Annotated in this window: 18 protein-coding genes and 1 tRNA gene; 9 read left to right on the top strand and 10 right to left on the bottom strand. The window is 42.9% G+C overall.

Features of this window, described 5'->3' with window-relative positions:
• Together MYF79_RS22045 and MYF79_RS22040 are read right to left on the bottom strand one after the other, a co-directional pair.
• Positions 1–636, bottom strand: coding sequence for an OmpW/AlkL family protein (locus MYF79_RS22045; protein ID WP_199655331.1), 636 nt, complete (start codon positions 634–636; stop codon positions 1–3).
• A 290-nt stretch (positions 637–926) separates the two neighbouring features.
• Positions 927–1,316: a hypothetical protein gene (locus tag MYF79_RS22040; RefSeq protein ID WP_247809998.1), complete on the bottom strand. Its 390-nt coding sequence runs from the start codon at positions 1,314–1,316 to the stop codon at positions 927–929.
• Positions 1,317–1,558: 242 nt separating this feature from the next.
• Here MYF79_RS22040 and MYF79_RS22035 point away from each other — a divergent pair, with 242 nt between their 5' ends.
• The gene (locus tag MYF79_RS22035) at positions 1,559–2,098 is read left to right on the top strand and encodes a YSC84-related protein (RefSeq protein ID WP_199655329.1); all 540 of its coding nucleotides are present in this window, start codon (positions 1,559–1,561) and stop codon (positions 2,096–2,098) included.
• Positions 2,099–2,303: 205 nt separating this feature from the next.
• Here the strand turns inward: MYF79_RS22035 and MYF79_RS22030 are convergent, their stop codons facing one another.
• Positions 2,304–3,188 (bottom strand): right-handed parallel beta-helix repeat-containing protein, encoded by an 885-nt coding sequence (locus MYF79_RS22030; RefSeq protein WP_247809997.1) that lies wholly within the window; start codon positions 3,186–3,188, stop codon positions 2,304–2,306.
• A 145-nt stretch (positions 3,189–3,333) separates the two neighbouring features.
• On the opposite strand from MYF79_RS22030, the gene MYF79_RS22025 reads away from it, so the two are divergent.
• Complete coding sequence (locus tag MYF79_RS22025) at positions 3,334–3,828, top strand: macro domain-containing protein (protein ID WP_247809996.1); 495 nt, start codon at positions 3,334–3,336, stop codon at positions 3,826–3,828.
• Positions 3,829–4,514: 686 nt separating this feature from the next.
• On the opposite strand, the gene MYF79_RS22020 is transcribed toward MYF79_RS22025, so the two are convergent.
• The 4 genes from MYF79_RS22020 to MYF79_RS22005 all read right to left on the bottom strand — a co-directional run bounded on the left by MYF79_RS22020 (position 4,515) and on the right by MYF79_RS22005 (position 7,416).
• Positions 4,515–5,426 (bottom strand): IS3 family transposase, encoded by a 912-nt coding sequence (locus MYF79_RS22020; protein ID WP_247809346.1) that lies wholly within the window; start codon positions 5,424–5,426, stop codon positions 4,515–4,517.
• Between the two features lie 23 nt (positions 5,427–5,449).
• Positions 5,450–5,866 carry a hypothetical protein gene (locus MYF79_RS22015; protein ID WP_247809347.1) on the bottom strand — a complete coding sequence of 139 codons (417 nt, stop codon included), beginning with the start codon at positions 5,864–5,866 and terminating at the stop codon, positions 5,450–5,452.
• Between the two features lie 261 nt (positions 5,867–6,127).
• Positions 6,128–6,919, bottom strand: coding sequence for an oxygenase MpaB family protein (locus MYF79_RS22010; RefSeq protein WP_247809995.1), 792 nt, complete (start codon positions 6,917–6,919; stop codon positions 6,128–6,130).
• On the bottom strand, positions 6,919–7,416 hold the full coding sequence (locus MYF79_RS22005; protein ID WP_247809994.1) for a hypothetical protein: 498 nt from the start codon (positions 7,414–7,416) through the stop codon (positions 6,919–6,921). The genes MYF79_RS22010 and MYF79_RS22005 overlap by 1 nt, the downstream gene beginning before the upstream one ends.
• Positions 7,417–7,778: 362 nt before the next feature.
• Here MYF79_RS22005 and map point away from each other — a divergent pair, with 362 nt between their 5' ends.
• The gene (gene map, locus MYF79_RS22000; protein ID WP_247809993.1) at positions 7,779–8,543 is read left to right on the top strand and encodes a type I methionyl aminopeptidase; all 765 of its coding nucleotides are present in this window, start codon (positions 7,779–7,781) and stop codon (positions 8,541–8,543) included.
• Between the two features lie 118 nt (positions 8,544–8,661).
• Here map and MYF79_RS21995 read toward each other — a convergent pair whose 3' ends face one another.
• The gene (locus MYF79_RS21995) at positions 8,662–9,561 is read right to left on the bottom strand and encodes an alpha/beta hydrolase (protein ID WP_247809992.1); all 900 of its coding nucleotides are present in this window, start codon (positions 9,559–9,561) and stop codon (positions 8,662–8,664) included.
• A 96-nt stretch (positions 9,562–9,657) separates the two neighbouring features.
• On the opposite strand from MYF79_RS21995, the gene MYF79_RS21990 reads away from it, so the two are divergent.
• Both MYF79_RS21990 and MYF79_RS21985 read left to right on the top strand, forming a co-directional pair.
• A complete protein-coding gene (locus MYF79_RS21990; protein WP_247809991.1) occupies positions 9,658–10,527 on the top strand; it encodes a LysR family transcriptional regulator in 870 nt (289 codons plus the stop codon).
• A 187-nt stretch (positions 10,528–10,714) separates the two neighbouring features.
• Positions 10,715–10,788 (top strand) — tRNA-Pro (locus MYF79_RS21985).
• A gap of 100 nt (positions 10,789–10,888) precedes the next feature.
• On the opposite strand, the gene MYF79_RS32525 is transcribed toward MYF79_RS21985, so the two are convergent.
• Positions 10,889–11,158, bottom strand: a complete 270-nt coding sequence (locus MYF79_RS32525) for a recombinase family protein (protein WP_410688327.1) — start codon at positions 11,156–11,158, stop codon at positions 10,889–10,891.
• A 588-nt stretch (positions 11,159–11,746) separates the two neighbouring features.
• On the opposite strand from MYF79_RS32525, the gene MYF79_RS21980 reads away from it, so the two are divergent.
• From MYF79_RS21980 to MYF79_RS21970, 3 genes are all read left to right on the top strand, one after another.
• Positions 11,747–12,565: a hypothetical protein gene (locus MYF79_RS21980; RefSeq protein WP_247809990.1), complete on the top strand. Its 819-nt coding sequence runs from the start codon at positions 11,747–11,749 to the stop codon at positions 12,563–12,565.
• Between the two features lie 371 nt (positions 12,566–12,936).
• The gene (locus tag MYF79_RS21975; protein ID WP_247809989.1) at positions 12,937–13,356 is read left to right on the top strand and encodes an ester cyclase; all 420 of its coding nucleotides are present in this window, start codon (positions 12,937–12,939) and stop codon (positions 13,354–13,356) included.
• 18 nt (positions 13,357–13,374) lie between these two features.
• Positions 13,375–14,301: a helix-turn-helix domain-containing protein gene (locus MYF79_RS21970; RefSeq protein WP_247809988.1), complete on the top strand. Its 927-nt coding sequence runs from the start codon at positions 13,375–13,377 to the stop codon at positions 14,299–14,301.
• 24 nt (positions 14,302–14,325) lie between these two features.
• Here MYF79_RS21970 and MYF79_RS21965 read toward each other — a convergent pair whose 3' ends face one another.
• A complete protein-coding gene (locus MYF79_RS21965; protein WP_247809987.1) occupies positions 14,326–15,222 on the bottom strand; it encodes a helix-turn-helix domain-containing protein in 897 nt (298 codons plus the stop codon).
• Between the two features lie 151 nt (positions 15,223–15,373).
• Here MYF79_RS21965 and MYF79_RS21960 point away from each other — a divergent pair, with 151 nt between their 5' ends.
• On the top strand, positions 15,374–16,357 hold the full coding sequence (locus MYF79_RS21960) for an aldo/keto reductase (protein WP_247809986.1): 984 nt from the start codon (positions 15,374–15,376) through the stop codon (positions 16,355–16,357).
• Positions 16,358–16,453: the final 96 nt, after the last annotated feature.

The following is a 16,453-nucleotide window of genomic DNA, read 5'->3' as shown; positions in this document are numbered from 1 at the left end:
TCAAAACTTAAATCCCGCACCTACACTGAATAGCCAGGGATTGATCTTCGTATCTGCATATACGGTTGCGCCTCCGGCTACTTCTGGAACTGTGGTGACAGTGTTTTCTGTTTTCAGCCAGATCTTCTTTGCATCTACGTTAATAAACCATTTTTTGCTGATATCTATATCAACCCCCAGCTGGGTGGCAAAGCCGAATTTATTTTTGTAAGAGATATCTGCAATGGCAGGGCCTTCTTTCGCACCGTAGAATATCGTGTAGTTGACGCCTGCACCGGCATACGGCAATATTCCTTTGCCTACAGGCTGGTGATAGAGAAAGGTCAGGGTAGGAGGCAGCAGCCATACTTTTCCTAGGTCCACATCACCAAGAGCAGTGCCCTTAGCCGTTACTTTATGCCTGGTCGTTCCCAGTATGAGATTAGCAGATACGCGGTTAAAAAGGAAATAGGTGAAGTCCAGCTCGGGGATCACTGTATTAGAGATATCAACGCTTCCGCCTATAGTGCTGATCGTAGCACTGGCATCAGGAACTACAGCGGTAGCTCTCAGGCGTGCACGCCATTCTCCTTTCTGTTGAGCAAAGCCTAATAAACTGAGGCAGCATAAGATGTTGAATAAAAGTACCTTTTTCATAATTGTGATTTGGTTTCTTGATGATGCAAACCTAGAACAGATACGATTTGAAAAAGGTGATGAAGAGCAGGACAAAGACTGATTCTGAGGATTTCAATAACTGATATTGCTCAGACGGGGCTAACGCGGGTGCTTATGTTATTGTATTTGTAATCCGGGTGGAAGCGGAAAGCAGAACGACATCCGCCTTAATCAGGTACCCGAATAAAAAGAGCCTGTATCTTCAATTTTGATACAGGCTCTCTTTGCCATATTGAAAGAATTGTACGACGTTAAGCGTTACTTAGCTATCAAATTCCGCCAATGAACTCTACGCAATATCCGGTGCCGCATGCGTTGCTGATGTGAAAATACACCGCTGTAATCGACGTTTGTGTTTTCATGCCGCCAGCCAGGTAGTTTCCGGGAGAGCTCAGGCTAAAAGGATAAGTTCCCAATGAAGTACCGGACAAGGTTCTGAAGGTGATGGAAGACGGGATAGTTCCACTGCCATTTATTTCGTAGGCAATGGTACCGGCAGGCTGGCCGGCTCCGGGTGTACCATCGGTAGTACCGGAGATCGGAAAAGAATACCTGCGTGCAGTCTTTTCGATCGCAGGAGCGTCAGAACGTACAGGTGCAAAACTGGATAAAGAAAAGATAGCGCATAGCATTAATGCAACAGGGAACAACTTTCTCATAGATAATGGTTCTTTTTGTGTCTGGGTTATAAAATTATCGTAACGAATATAAGTGTTTTTGAGACACAGCTGGTGCTAAACATCTGCTAATATTAAATAAACTTTCTACCTGAAGATATCGTCGTTGTGGTTATTGTTGGCGATGGCATATTACTTGCATTATGAGGACAGACCGTGCCTGGTTAGTCACATGAAATGATTTGCCGTGCCCGGTTATAATTTTCTAACCAAAAGTTATTGCCATGAAAAAGTATCTGATTGGCCTTGCCGTTATTTTGCTAGCAGGCTCATTACTTCCGTTGATGGTTAGAGGGCAGGAAAAACAAAGGATTATTGATGACAGCAGAAAGGCGAAAGCTGCCTTTGTTCAGACAGACAAACTAATGGATGCTCTTTTTGACCATAGTTACGGATATGTCATTTTCCCCAATGTAGGTAAAGGTGCTGCAGGTGTTGGTGGAGCTGCCGGCAGGGGAGCCGTTTATGAAAAAGGAAAATTCATTGGCCTGGCAAAAATGGTACAGGTCACTGCAGGTTTCCAGTTTGGTGGACAGGCGTATAGAGAAGTGATCTTCTTTGAAGACAAGGCCGCACTGGATCACTTTAAAGACAACAAGCTCGAATTTTCAGGACAGGCCTCAGCGATCGCTGCCAAAGAGGGTGCTGCTGCCAATGTTAAGTACCGTGATGGTGTACTCGTCTTTACACAGGAGAAAGGCGGTTTAATGCTTGAGGCTGCCCTTGGCGGACAGAAATTTACTTATCAGGGAAGTGCTAAATAAGGATGCTTTCCGAAAACTTTCTTTAAGCTTATATTTTAACTGATATAACAAAAGGTCATTAGAACAATAATGGCCTTTTGTTATGTCTACCTTAACCGGATGCAAATCGATTATCATGGGCGTTATCACTGCTCAAGATGGATTAGCAGCTAAAAAGCTATTCTCCGGGAAGTCAGGACGGAAATTGACCGCCCCATATCAATCTTTAATATATCCTGTAAAACAGCGCTTTCCCATTGCCGGTACCTGAGCTGCCGGTAGTGGTAATGTGACCGGTGTTCCCGTTCCCATCATAACCTGAAGCCTTATTATAGCTGGATGTGCAGCCTGTAACAGTATGTGGTATGTTCTGCCCCGAACTGCCAAGCTTAAAGCCATTACCATCTCCGTTGCCGCCATACCCGTTGTTCGTGGCAGTGCAATTGGTGATGGTCACTGTAGAAGGTTGCCCATACAGGTCCCAACCGTCGTCCGAATTGTGGTTGGCCGTACAGTGGTCGAAGCGGTTACCTGCTCCGGCCGACAATTTACAGGCAAAGCCGTCTGCATTTTCACCGCCATTCTGCGTGTCATAGTTGTCATTGGAGTTGCAATAACTGATGTTATTGTGGTGCGACTGGTTATAGATCTGCAAACCGGAATCATGATTGCCGGAAGTGGTCACATTATATACATAGTTGTAACCGCCATACTGGAATACGAGACCGCAATCCGGTGCATTCTTAATGGTCATGTTAGTAATGTTCCAATAGCTTCCGTTACATTTTACGCCCCAGCCGGAAGAGATACCCGAACAGTCTAATACACCACCGGTGAAATTGATCTTGGCACTGGAGGTACCGCTGTTAAGCAACTGTAGGGTACTCGTAAGTTTAATCGTTCCGCTGATAGTGATAATGTCGCCTGGCTTTGCAGCACTGATAGCTGCTTTCAGCGCAGATTCTGTATTTACTGTTACACTGCTGGCGGCTGCTGTGACACCGGTCGATAAAGAGCGTTTTTCATCGGCAATGTCGGGAGATACTGAATTGTTTTTCTGACAGCTGGCAATAGCCAGGCAAAGCAAGATCATGAGGGAGTTGTTTTTCATAATGTGGGTTTTAAATTATTGAAAGATAGTAATGAGGGGGTAAGTTGAATTTCAGCAATAAATTGACAGGTTGATCAGGTGGTTGCGAATTTTTTTACGCAATCGTTGCCGATAACGATTGCGTAGGGACAATTAAATGCAATCTATGGATTATGTTATCTTTGGCCGCTCAAAAAAAATGCAAATGGTTAGATATATTGAATTTGGTAACATATTTAAGATCAATGGAGTTGTGAATTATGCGCATGGATGTAACTGTGCCGGAGCGATGGGAAAAGGTATTGCGGTTGAATTCAAAGCGAGATTCCCTAAAATGTATAATGAGTACAAGGCGCTTTGTAAGTCTGGTAAATTCACCCTCGGTAGTGTTTTTGAGTATTGTTACGGTGAAGGATATGTTTTCAATCTGGGAACACAGGTCAGTTGGACAACAAGAGCCAATTTAGAGGCTGTTGGAGAAGCTATTGAAAAGATGGTATCTATTGCCGCAACACTTAAAGTGGATAAGATTGCATTGCCCAAAATAGGTGCTGGCCTGGGTGGTCTTGACTGGAATGATGTCAAAGTCCTTATTGAGAGGGCAGCAGCCAGGTATCCGGAATTAGACCTTTTTGTGGTTGAGAATTTCAGGGATGAATGAACATCTATAGGCATCCAGGATCAACCTTATCGGATGTAGCGAATAAAAACACCTGCCCTAAACAAATATCCTCAGTGATTCCGCTCAGTAACACAGGGGCTATCGCGCCTGTCTCAGTAACGAAATACACATTTATTTTGACGCGTTGATAACGCGGATTTTTCTTAAAATACGGCGATCAGACAGCAATAAGCATGTAAGTGTTTACCGGCCATATTTTTCTGATCACATAACAAAGTTAAGACGAAAAGGAAGAAAAACATATACGGGAAATACGCATTTTAGTGTGTTCGTTGACGAATATTTCCTTTGAGGTATAGTGGAGGTATAGTCGAGGTAGCCTCATCTTCCCTTAATCTTCCGTTCCGCAACGGAAGATTAAGGGAAGATGAGGCTACCTCGACTATACCTCTACCGAATCCAAAGCCTGATTCGTCGTTTTTCTGTGCGTACAGGAAGTTTTGCCACCGTTTTGGCGCGATGAGCATTGGCTTGTTATAAACGCTAAGTAGCTCCGGGTTGGGCATGGGATGTTGGCCGGGAAGCTAAGATGCTTTACGTCTTATTCGATTGAGATTCGTTACAATATGTCTTATCCTGGTATAGGTTTACACTTTTGGTGAGATAATCCGTTTGAATTTTACAATATTAAAAGATAATCCTAAAAAGGTTGTTTTCTTTAGATTTTAGTCCTGGATCAGGTTGACAGTATCTGCTGTTAATCCTGATTTTGGACCATCTTTTTTCTTGGTTCGCCATCTCCTTACTAATTCCCCTTGTTTTGTATGTGCCTGATTCGGAGTCAGATAGTCGCAGCTTGTATGAGGCCTTTGTTCATTGTAGATGCGGATAGTCTCTGCTACTATAGCAGCCGCGGCTTCATAGTTTTTAAATAACCGGTCCAGGCCAAATTCTAACTTTAATATTCCATTTACTCGCTCAGCAATGGCATTTTCATACGGGTTGCCCTTCTCGGCCATACTAATGCCGACGTGACTATCATTAAGTAATTCTATGTAGTTTTTACTACAATATTGTGACCCTCTGTCAGAGTGGTGAATCAGGCTATATTTGATGGGATTCTTTATATCCGATAAAGCCATTTTTAAGGCCTCAATAGGCCCTTCGGCCTCCAGTGATGGATGTAAGCAATAACCGACGATTTTTCTTGAATAAGCATCAGTTATCAGGCTCAAATAACAGAACCGGGAGCCTACCAAAGGAAGGTAAGTAATATCACTAACCCACACCTGGTTAGCCTGACTAAGCTTCAGCTCTTTAATCAGATTAGGATATTTTTTGAAGGGATGATTAGAATCGGTAGTCCGTATTTTCTTACGTTTTCTTTTACGGACAAGCATTCCATTTTCAGCCAACAGATTGAAAAATCGATCCCTGCCTAATTTAATTTTATGATGTTGAAGAGTTTGTGAAAGCATTCTATGAAGTTTTCTGGCGCCCAGTCGCTTTTGTGAAGCTCTGATTTGCTCCGCTTTGTCAAGAACGATGGCCATTTCCAGGCCAAATTGATGATCGCTGTTTTTCCGCTTATAAAAAGCTTGTCTGCTTTTACCAAACAGTCCGCAAACATTACCCAAATCCTTGTCCGGATAATGTTCTTTTACTCTGCAGACGGCTTGGTACCAGGCTTTTTTTGGATCTCAATATTAAATTGTTCTTCAGCAACTTCGATCATTGTCTGAAAAGCAAATGCCTTTAAATTGGCATGTTCCAGCTTTTTACGGAGTTCTTCATTTTGCTTTCTTAAAGCATCAAACTCCTTTTTTTCCTGTTCTGTCATGGCCGTAGATATTATGGGTTTTTCCAAAGTCGTTTGCCTAAGTTCGGAAGAAAAAAGAGAGTACCAATAAGCTATTTGTGGTTTAGTGATCTTATAACGAGCTGCGACCTGGCTCATGCTTTGGTCTCCGGCCATGTAATCGGCTACGACTTTGTTCATGAACGACTGCTCATATTGGAACTGTGGTCCCAGGCGTCCCTTGCGTCCACCTTTGTTCTGATTGTTTGAATTTTGCATGTTTTACACTTTTTAAGGTGTAAACCTATTTCAGGACCTGACAATAGGCTTTGAGAAGGCTTTATCTTACGTTCATCTTACGTCTTGAACGGAAGATGAACGTAAGATAAAGCCTTCTCAAAGCCGTTTCAATCGAATCTCAATCGAAGTTCCTGCCATCATGTAAGGGGAAATCAGGCGCAATTGGTATATACCTGTATGACTACGCAAAAAGAGAAAAATGTGTTCACATGATTGTGTATTAGCAAATTAAACTATAAGCTAAACTGTTGTAATACCTGGTAGTCCGGGCGTATTATTCTGGTCCATTGCCTTCACCTGCGCTTTGAATTGAGACGGCACCATCATGAGTATAAGCTGTTTATGCCATTGACATTTCCGGATCATCCGATAAAACGGGATCATCAACTGGACAATTCGTGGTCGTCCCAGCCTGAGCAGATCGTTTACTTGTCTGGATACCAACATTCTTTGAATATCGAGCAGCAGGAAATAGCGGAAGGTGCCTAAGTGTTTTTTATATTGCTGAAAGAGATCTTTGGTAAAATCGCTGTTCCGGAGGCTGCAGGTCAGCTGGTGTTCGTATGTTTTTTTCCATTCCCTGTAATCAGCAGGAATATCATGGATATGCATATAATGACCGATCCTGGAGAAGGCGTTCACAATGTCATCTTTCTCCTCATTGGTTAATGTTCTTTGCAACAGTTCAAAAGCGGTGATAGAATAATAGATCAGCATGTATAATACGTCCTGGTAACCTTCGTTACTTATTTTACTGCCACGTGCTGTTTCAATATGCTGGTGTATGACGTTTATCTTTTCAATCGAAGCAATGGCCTCTTTTTCGGCTTTAAAAAGAATGTACTGGGCGTATTTGACTGTAGAAAACAAACGTCCGATAGGATCGCCGGGCAATTTGCCTGTGAAGTACAGCCAATCCACCTCTTTGTTCAATGCAAATTCTGCGCTGGCGCCGGCAAATATGAAAAGTGTAATATCTGTCGTACCCCATATTTTCCTCACAATTGATGTGTCTTCCACAAATGTCTTCATCACAATACTTTATAAGCGATTGCCTTTTCCAATTGTTTTATCTTTCTATGGCATATTAAGAGCGGAACTATTCCTATAATTCCGAATGAACAATCGATCAGTCGCCAGTGAATGGGGATCTGCCTGATCTGCCCTGCTATAAAGGCCAACGGTATAATTGCAACACAGGCTATGCATCCGAATTCGATGATCCAGATATTTTTTACCGGATCCCTGAGAGGGCCGATGAATGCGATAGCAATTACAATGTGAGCAAATGCCAGCCAATCGTATCCATAGGCAAGGAAAGGATATTGTTCGTTAGTGTTCTTTATTGCCTGGTAACAGGTAAACAGCCATTTATAGAAGGCAGAATATTGTTCCGGCCACCAGGAACAGACCCATTGCAGCTCGGTTTCTACAGGGAAGGCGGTGATGCCACTCAGCAGCAGGGCAACGATAAAAAAGATGAGCCAGGCCTTTATTTCCCTTCTGAATTTTACTGTATTTGTCACCATAAGAAGTGCTTTGTAATACAAAGTAAGTAAACTTATTTCATACTTCCAATATTTTATCGTGTGCGAACAGCCGGTGTTCTTCTTCGAATTACTCAATAAACTGCCGTTTATTTATTTTCAGAACAATATTTGTGCGAAAGATTTAAATTTGTTGATAGCATTACAATTGTCCGGTATGCACAATATTGTATGAATGAGAAAGGAAAGGGAAATTCAACTTATCATTAGAGCTAGAAGTGCCGGCCCATATCAATTCGACCTTCGTTTATGCAGATTGGAGGATGGCGCGAAAGTACAACAGGCATAAATGCACGCCGATAATAGACTTTAAATATTAGTAGCAATAAAATAGAAAACAATATATGTCGATAACAAAAGAATCTGAACTGCTGGGGATGCAAAAAGCGAGTGAAGCCGTTGCAGCTACCTTGAAAGCCATGCGGACCTATGCTCAACCCGGTATGAGTACAAAAGAACTGGATGAATACGGCGCTAAGATATTGTCCGATATGGGAGCAAAGTCAGCACCTTTTTTAACATACGGATTTCCCGGATATACCTGTATCAGCGTTGACAACGAATTTTGTCATGGTATTCCTTCTGAAAGGAGAATTTTAAAGGAAGGTGATCTGATCAATATTGACGTTTCGGCTGAATTAGACGGCTTTTGGGCTGATAACGGCGGATCATTTGTGCTGGGAAATGATATTCATCAGCATCAAAAACTGGTGGACGCATCCAAAGAAATATTGCAAAAGGCCCTCAACAATATCAGGGGAGGAGTGAAGATAGCTGATATCGGATACCTGATGGAAACAGAAGCTAAGAAGAGAGGCTTTAAAGTAATTAAGAACCTGGGCGGACATGGTATCGGAAGAGGTTTACACGAGGAGCCAGGCGAATTGCTGAATTACAAAAATCGATTCGACACAAGGCGATTCAGAAAGAATTCTGTTGTGGCTATTGAGACATTTATTTCCACCACTTCAACCTATGCAACAGAGACAAATGACGGATGGACAATGGTAGGTAATAAAGGCGGATATATGGCGCAGCATGAGCACACTATTGTAGTGACTGATGGAAAGCCGATTATTTTGACGGAGATGAACGGGATATTAAATTAGGAGATATTTTTTGATAGTATGAGAAAAGGAGATCAGGAAATTGATCTCCTTTTTGTTTGTTTAGGCCTTACGGGAATGCGGTAAGGTCTAAACAAATTTTACCAACCGTACTGAATAGTTAAGGTGCCAATTTATACCTGATATATCTCGCCACCGTTTCAATAGCCTCTCTTCCCTCATCTATAACACCACCCATCTGGAAGAAGCCATGCAGCATTTTGGGATAAAGCCTTTCAGTTACCTCCACATATGCCTGGCGAAGCTTTTGTGCATATTGCGTGACTTCATCGAGCAAAGGGTCATATTCTCCTATTATGATGAGTGTATCGGGCATCCCGGAAAGGTCATCGTTGAATATCGGTGCCGCCTGTATTTTATCTTCTGTATAATAATTCCAGAACTCAACAGCACTCTTTAAGGTCAGTATAGGGCCCTCTGCAAATGTTGACCATGAGCTGGTAGCAAGGGAGGAATCAGTGGCAGGGTATATAAGCACCTGGCATAAGATGTTTTTCACTTTTCCCGCCACAGCAGTGGCTAAGGTACCACCGGCGCTGTCTCCGGCTACTGCAACAGACAGACCATCTATACCCAGTTCTTCCGCGTGACTGATGATCCATTCAGTAGCATCGATACAGTCATTCACGCCGTGAGGGAATTGATATTCCGGAGCAAGCCGGTAGTCGACTGAAATAATGACTACACCCGATAAATTGGCAAGCTGCCGTAGAGGCCTGTCGTGCGACTCAAGGCTTCCTTTGAAGAAGCCGCCGCCATGAAAGAAGACCACTGCCGGTAAACCTTTTTCACCGTTCGGTCTGTAAATCCTGATATTAATGTTCCGGTCGGGGAATTCGATGGTTTTGTCCTCCACTGCAAATACTGCTTCCGGTTCTCCGGCAAGAGGGGCCAACTTTTCATAGGATATTCTTGCAGCCTGTAACTTGTCCTGTATCTCAGTAACGCTGACTGACTTTATATAGGCCAAAGCCTCCTGTACCTGTGGTAAAATCTCCATTTTATTATCGTTTTAATGCAAATTTCTGTACTGTGCATTTATAAATAAAATAATGTGATTTATTGGTGGTTATAAAAATATTTATAGCTTTATGCCATGGTGAACTTAGAATGGTATAGAACATTTAAGGCCGTTTATGAAACAGGATCGCTGACAGCGGCTGCAAAGGCTTTGTTTATATCACAGCCCAATGTGAGCCAGCACCTGTCTTCCCTGGAAGCGAATGTTGGAAAGCCATTGTTTGAACGGAAGCCGAAACTGGTGCCTACCGATTACGGTAAATTGTTTTATACACAGGTAGTGGGGCCGCTGGAGAAACTGGAGAAAGTGGAAGCGAGTTTCAATGCTGCCTGCCTGAAAAAGCAATTGCCTGTCATCCGGCTGGGATGTGTACAGGAGTATTTCCAGTCCGTATTAGCTGAAAAGATCACCACTATTGATGCTCACCTTATTTTGTCTTTTGGACGCACTAAAGAGTTACTCAGCAAGTTACAGAGGGGCAGCCTGGACTTTGTAGTGGCAACTAAAATGAGCGATTTCAAGGGCCTTGCTTTCGAACCTGTGCGACAGGAGACTTTTGTCATAGCAGGCAATAAGACCATTGACACGACAGCATTTGATATTTATGTCAGCAAACAGGAATGGGAAAATGCTGAGACATGGCTGTTATCTCAACCATGGATAGCATACACGACAGACCTCGCTATCGTACGCAGGTTCTGGCAAAAGAACTTCTACAAGCGCCCGGTCATTACACCATACTGCGTAATTCCCGACATGAATATTATCTTAAAATCGCTTAAGCATTGTACTGCTTTGACAATAGCGACAGACTATATGGTGGACGATGATCTGAAAATAATCTGGGCTGGTATGGAGAAAACTGAGAATACCCTGTATCTGGCCTATGATCAGACACGGGTGACATCCGACCAGGTGAAACTAATGAAGCACTTTTGTCGATAAAAGGGTGGTTGCTGTTCTTCGGATGTACTTTGTAATTTAATGCGCCTTGTAGCAGTCTGACAGTCAATTATATAAGCCTCAGCTAATCTGATCGGAGGGATCCGGAAAATAAGTGCTTTAAAATTTTAAAAAATGAAATTTATTGTTACATTTGCATCCCGCCGTTGAAAAAGCGGTGGTACCGGTTCGGGACGTAGCGCAGCCCGGTAGCGCACTTGCATGGGGTGCAAGGGGTCGCTAGTTCGAATCTAGTCGTCCCGACGAAACTGGACAAGGCAGCAGAAATGCTGCCTTGTTTATTTTTATGACTTTCTGAAATACGCTTCAGGCGTGGGATTGGGGATCAGCTTCATGATGCCGGTCAAAGGCATAGTTCATATTGAACACCCGCCGGATTGCTAGTATCAATGGGCTGCGTAACCGCAATGATGGTAACGCCATATTTCTCCCGGAGTTCTTTAGACAGCCGCATAGTACTATCGCTGGTCGGACTAAACCTACCGAGCAAATACACCAGAATATGGGTTACTTTCTCCTTGTTCTTTTTAATGACCTCTGGCATTCGCTGAAACTCCTTTCGACCATCGGTGCTGGCGCTTTCATAGTTCCGCCAAGTAACCCATAATAGCAATTCGTTACGGGCTGCAAACTCCTCAATGGCTCGTTTCTATGTATCCAGGCTCAAGTTGGTTGCATATTATTCTTTGGAAGATACGCGGGTTTACACAACGCAAAACTTACCGGCAGCCGTTTTCTTATATTGTACAACTGGTCTTTTTGACCATTGTTGAAACAGATCAAGGTGCTGACTCATGATGTTTTCTTTTTACCAGGATTTAAGTATGATGTATTATTAGTGTCTGGTAAAGGCAACGCTTGCATAACCCCCAATGCCTCTTCCTTGTTAGTAAACACTTACAGAAAATCATCAGCAAAACGGATAAGAAAGCTATCGCCTTCAGTAGTGGCTGTATTTGTCTGAAGGACCATTCATCCAGCACATAGTGCAGATAAATGTTACTGATCAATGGTGAACTGTCCATAGAGGGACAAACGGGTATGGGCAAACTTTTTCACTTTAGACATAAATCTTATATTTTAGCGCTTTCAAAGCCCTTAAATCATACCTATGCGCAACATTTTAATTGCTATTCTTTTTTTATGTACTTCGTTAGCCCGGTGCAATTCGGGCCCTGTTAAGCCAAATAAAGAATATCAAATGAACTGGAAGACCTATAATGTAAAAGGCAGGGTAAAATCCATTATTGAGTTCAATTACAAACAGTATATTCCCGATAGTGCATTGAGCAACTTTGTTACAAAGGAATATTTTAAGTTTAGAAAAGATGGAAATTTGGAAGAGCAAACTACTTTTCTGCTAAATGAAGAATTTCAAAGAAGGATTGTATACGAGTACGATAAGGCAGGCAACTATACCCATCTTACCGCTTATGATGAAGATAACAGCCTGGCTTATAAATGCACCTATGCATTTGATGAAGAGGGCAGGATGATTGAATTTATTAATTATGACCGTTTCGGAGGAGTAAAATATAAAGATGAAAGAACATATGACGCAAGCGGTAGTTATACTTCGCGCGGTTTGGGCTCGGGCTCAGACGCTTATAAGTATACATACGATTCGAAAGGCCGGCCCACTTCGATGGAGACTTATTACGACAACGAAAAAATATGTACCCGGAAAACCGAATGGAAATACAGTGGCGATACGGTAGAAGCAACAAGTTACCATCATGGATCATTTGAAGACAAGACGCTACATATATACAACAAAAACCAGCAAATCATTCAATATCGTTCCACCAGTAATTATAGGATCTATGAATGTACTAATGCCTATGACGCCAATGGCAATGGAACCGAATGTATATGCAAAATTTCCGGTGAATTAAATAAAAAAGACTCTTACCGGCATGAATATGTTTATGATAAAAATAATAACTGGATAAAGAGAACAACTTACAATGTGGATGGCAGCTTGAAATCTTCTATAGAGAGAAAGATAGAATATTATTAAAAGAATTTCAATTGATTATCATTTTGCGCTTTGAAATTTTGTTGTATTGGTTTTGCGAACAGTTCATGTAAAGGCACCTTATCACCACATTGCGATGCCTGGAAAGTTTCCCTGGGCTGCAAACTTACTCTGATGGCAAAAAATCAAGGAATTGACAAGTATATGATAGCCTGCACAGCGAGGCATGTGATTGGAGGGACAGGCCTCTTTTGAAATTGCGATGAATAGATCTGCCAATAATCGCGTCCATAACCAATCTTCCCGTTGCGCGCAACCTCTGGAGATTATCATACATATAGCTATAGATTCCTTACATCTGGTTAATTCCATTTTCACGTTGTACGGGAAATTTGCAGTCAAAATTTACTATCATGTATACTTCAGATCTGGAAAAGAACAAGGCCATTATCCTTCATTTCGACAAAGCCTGTATAGAACAAAATGACACAATCGCATTGGACGATCTGGTATCTGACGAGGTGATTAATCATGCCACCCCGCAGGGGCTGCCAAATGGGAAAGATAGCTTTCATCATTTTTTGAATGCGCTCCATACCGGATTGTCCGATATTAAAGTGACTGTTTTAAGGCAGATTGCAGAGAATGACTTAGTTGTAACGCATAAAGTCATCTCTGGCATTCATAGTGGCAATTTGTTTGGCCTCCCTGCCACCGGTAATCAAATGAGTATTGAAGCAATAGAGATCATCCGGCTTCAGAACGGGAGATATGTGGAGCATTGGGTGCAAAGCAACATGGCTAAGGTGCTGGGTAACCTGCAGGGACACTAAATTTCGTAGTTTTACCTTATGAAAAATACATCGCCTTTTCATATTCATTCTATCAGTGAGCTGCATCGACTCAGGAAATTTCCGCCGCCAATGCATCCATCGATCAGCGTTCTGCAGTTGAGTGCTGTCAATGAGGAGTTTTTGGAAGTGGCCGGTTCAATGATATTTGATTTTTATTGCATTTCCCTCAAACGAAATTTCAATCTTAATCTGAGATATGGGCAACGGCGGTATGATTTTGACGAGGGCATTCTATATTTTATGTCACCTGGCCAGGTGTTTGGCATGAAGCAGGATGAAACTGATGCCGGCAATGAAGTCAGAGGGTGGATGCTCCTGATCCACCCCGACTTTCTTTGGAACACACCTTTGGCAAAGGGCATTAAAAAATACGAGTTCTTTGACTATTCCGTCAATGAAGCCTTGTTTTTGTCTGACAAAGAAGAGGGCATCATTGTGGGTATCCTACAGAATATTCAACAGGAGTATCAGGGCAATATGGATAGGTTTAGCCAGCATATTATTGTTAGCCAGTTGGAAGCTTTGCTTAATTATGCCGACCGCTTCTATCACCGGCAATTCCTGACGCGTAAGATCGCTAATCACGAAATTCTTGAAAGATTAGAAGATGTTCTTACAGAAGCATTTTCCGGCGATAGCCTCATGTATGCTGGCGTCCCTACCGTACAGCAGGTCGCCGACCGGCTTCATATTTCCCGAAATTACCTTAGCTCACTGCTCACTACAACAACAGGGCGTAATACACAACAGCATATCCAGGAGAAATTAATTGCAGTTGCGAAAGAACGTATTTCTTCAACAAACTTATCCTTAAATGAGATTGCCTACGAATTAGGCTTTGAACACCCGCAATCTTTCAGCAGGATCTTTAAAGCGAAAACCGGTATGTCACCGCTCGCCTTTCGGGAGTCATTCAATGACTAAAAGGGTAATTTTAAACGAGTTCATTTAATTCATCATCCGGTAATCATTCGGGGTGACGCCTACTTTTTGTTTGAATAAACGGGTGAAATGCTGTGGATATTTAAAGCCCAATTCGTAAGCAATTTCACTCACAGATTTATTCATGTCAAACACTCTCTCTTTCGCCACATCTATCACTTTTGATTGAATGTATTCCTGAGCAGATCTGCCGGTTTCTTTCTTCACCAGGTCGCCAAAATAATTAGGTGATAAATGCAGGGCTTCGGCGCAATAAGCTACGGAAGGCAAGCCTTCGAGCTGCGGTTTGTCGGATGAAAAATAGTCCTTCAATAAGTGTTCAAGCCGTTCCAGGATTCCTTTGTTTGCATTGTCGCGCGTGATGAACTGGCGGTCGTAAAAACGGATACAGTAATTGAGCAGCAACTCGATGTTGGATGCGATCAGTCTTTTACTGTGCTTGTCTATATTTTGATCGAGTTCATACTCTATTTTTGAAAAGCAATCAATCACAATACTTTTCTCCTTGTCCGAGAGGTGAAGTGCTTCATTCACATCATACGAAAAGAAAGAATATTCCTGCATGTGTTTGCCCAATGGAGTGCCGTTTATCAGGTCGGGATGAAAGAGCAATATCCAGCCCTTCGGGGTAAATGGTTCAAAGCCGGCTTGCACACCTACCACCTGCCCGGGCGCTACGAATATCAGGCTCCCTTCCTGGTAGTCATAATGCCTTCTTCCATATCGCAATTGGCCATGGTTCAGCTCTTTCAACCCAATCGCATACAAACCCAGGTTGAATGCCCCGGCAGGCATCGGTTGCGCTTTTGAGAGGTCAATCACCGTAACCAGCGGATGTTTGGTGGTCACGCCCCGTATGGTATTGTATTGCGCGATACTGTCAATTTTTACGATCTCTTCCATACCTTATTCGTCTATCGCTACAAAATTACAGTTTCCGGCAATCCTTTTTGACACCGGCTCTCCGAATCAGTAATATTGGTAGGAAACTCTGTAATCTGTATACAAAACGGCTCACCCTTCCTCCTCAATTTTGTAGTAGAAAATATACAAAATGAAAACACGACAATTAGGAACCTCAGGATTAGAAGTATCCGAACTTGGTTTCGGCTGCATGGGACTAAGCCACGGTTATGGTCCGGCAACAAACGAGAAAGATGCTATTGCAATCATTCAGCAGGCGTATGAATGGGGCATTACTTTCTTCGATACCGCAGAAGTATATGGACAAGGTGCCAATGAACAGTTGGTAGGAAAAGCATTGCACAATGTACGTGATAAAGTAGTCATCGCCACTAAATTTGGCTTTAAGAACGGCAGGAATACAGATGGATTGAATAGTCGCCCGGAACGCATCAGGCAGGTGGCGGAAAACTCGCTCCGGTACCTGCAAACCGATTATATCGACTTGTTTTATCAACATCGCGTAGACCCGGATGTACCTGTTGAAGACGTTGCCGGAACCGTAAAAGATCTGATTGCCGAGGGCAAAGTAAAATACTTCGGTATGAGTGAAGCGGGCGTGCAAAGTATACGCAGGGCGCATGCCGTACAACCTTTGGCAGCCCTGCAAAGTGAGTATTCCATGTTCTGGCGCGAACCCGAGAAAGAGATCATTCCATTGCTTGAAGAATTGGGCATTGGCTTCGTTCCGTTTAGCCCGCTGGGAAAAGGTTTTTTAACGGGTAAGATGAATGCGGATACTGAATTTGACAAGACCGATTGGAGAAATGTCCTGCCTCGTTTCAGCAAAGAAAACCGCGAAGCCAATGAGGCCATTGTTGACCTGGTAACAAAGATTGCGGCAGAACACAACGCAACGCCGGCGCAGATTGCACTGGCATGGCTGCTGGCGAAAAAGCCATGGATTGTACCGATTCCGGGAACTACAAAAATGACTCGCCTGGAAGAAAATACAGGCAGTGCAAACGTCACTTTAAGTAATGCTGACCTGGTCAATATCAATAAGGCTTTGGAGAACATCCGCCTTCAGGGAGAACGTTATCCCGCAAGCCTGGCAGACCTGCAAGGCAGGTAGGTGAGGCATAGCCGTGATACGTCCTTCTATGGCGACTAATTTCTATCACCGCCGCAACCGGAATGAAATTCTTCCTCCTAATTCAAGTGATTAAAA

The organism is Chitinophaga filiformis (assembly GCF_023100805.1).
GTDB classification, from domain to species: domain Bacteria; phylum Bacteroidota; class Bacteroidia; order Chitinophagales; family Chitinophagaceae; genus Chitinophaga; species Chitinophaga filiformis_B.
This window is presented reverse-complemented; position numbering and strand designations above follow the sequence as displayed.

What these genes read in the sequence shown, in the direction of transcription:
- MYF79_RS22045 (WP_199655331.1), bottom strand. Translation starts at nt 636, where the DNA reads ATGAAAAAGGTACTTTTATTCAACATCTTATGCTGCCTCAGTTTATTA.
- MYF79_RS22040 (WP_247809998.1), bottom strand. Translation starts at nt 1,316, where the DNA reads ATGAGAAAGTTGTTCCCTGTTGCATTAATGCTATGCGCTATCTTTTCT.
- MYF79_RS22035 (WP_199655329.1), top strand. Translation starts at nt 1,559, where the DNA reads ATGAAAAAGTATCTGATTGGCCTTGCCGTTATTTTGCTAGCAGGCTCA.
- MYF79_RS22030 (WP_247809997.1), bottom strand. Translation starts at nt 3,188, where the DNA reads ATGAAAAACAACTCCCTCATGATCTTGCTTTGCCTGGCTATTGCCAGC.
- MYF79_RS22025 (WP_247809996.1), top strand. Translation starts at nt 3,334, where the DNA reads ATGGATTATGTTATCTTTGGCCGCTCAAAAAAAATGCAAATGGTTAGA.
- MYF79_RS22015 (WP_247809347.1), bottom strand. Translation starts at nt 5,866, where the DNA reads ATGCAAAATTCAAACAATCAGAACAAAGGTGGACGCAAGGGACGCCTG.
- MYF79_RS22010 (WP_247809995.1), bottom strand. Translation starts at nt 6,919, where the DNA reads ATGAAGACATTTGTGGAAGACACATCAATTGTGAGGAAAATATGGGGT.
- MYF79_RS22005 (WP_247809994.1), bottom strand. Translation starts at nt 7,416, where the DNA reads ATGGTGACAAATACAGTAAAATTCAGAAGGGAAATAAAGGCCTGGCTC.
- map (WP_247809993.1), top strand. Translation starts at nt 7,779, where the DNA reads ATGTCGATAACAAAAGAATCTGAACTGCTGGGGATGCAAAAAGCGAGT.
- MYF79_RS21995 (WP_247809992.1), bottom strand. Translation starts at nt 9,561, where the DNA reads ATGGAGATTTTACCACAGGTACAGGAGGCTTTGGCCTATATAAAGTCA.
- MYF79_RS21990 (WP_247809991.1), top strand. Translation starts at nt 9,658, where the DNA reads ATGGTGAACTTAGAATGGTATAGAACATTTAAGGCCGTTTATGAAACA.
- MYF79_RS21980 (WP_247809990.1), top strand. Translation starts at nt 11,747, where the DNA reads ATGAACTGGAAGACCTATAATGTAAAAGGCAGGGTAAAATCCATTATT.
- MYF79_RS21975 (WP_247809989.1), top strand. Translation starts at nt 12,937, where the DNA reads ATGTATACTTCAGATCTGGAAAAGAACAAGGCCATTATCCTTCATTTC.
- MYF79_RS21970 (WP_247809988.1), top strand. Translation starts at nt 13,375, where the DNA reads ATGAAAAATACATCGCCTTTTCATATTCATTCTATCAGTGAGCTGCAT.
- MYF79_RS21965 (WP_247809987.1), bottom strand. Translation starts at nt 15,222, where the DNA reads ATGGAAGAGATCGTAAAAATTGACAGTATCGCGCAATACAATACCATA.
- MYF79_RS21960 (WP_247809986.1), top strand. Translation starts at nt 15,374, where the DNA reads ATGAAAACACGACAATTAGGAACCTCAGGATTAGAAGTATCCGAACTT.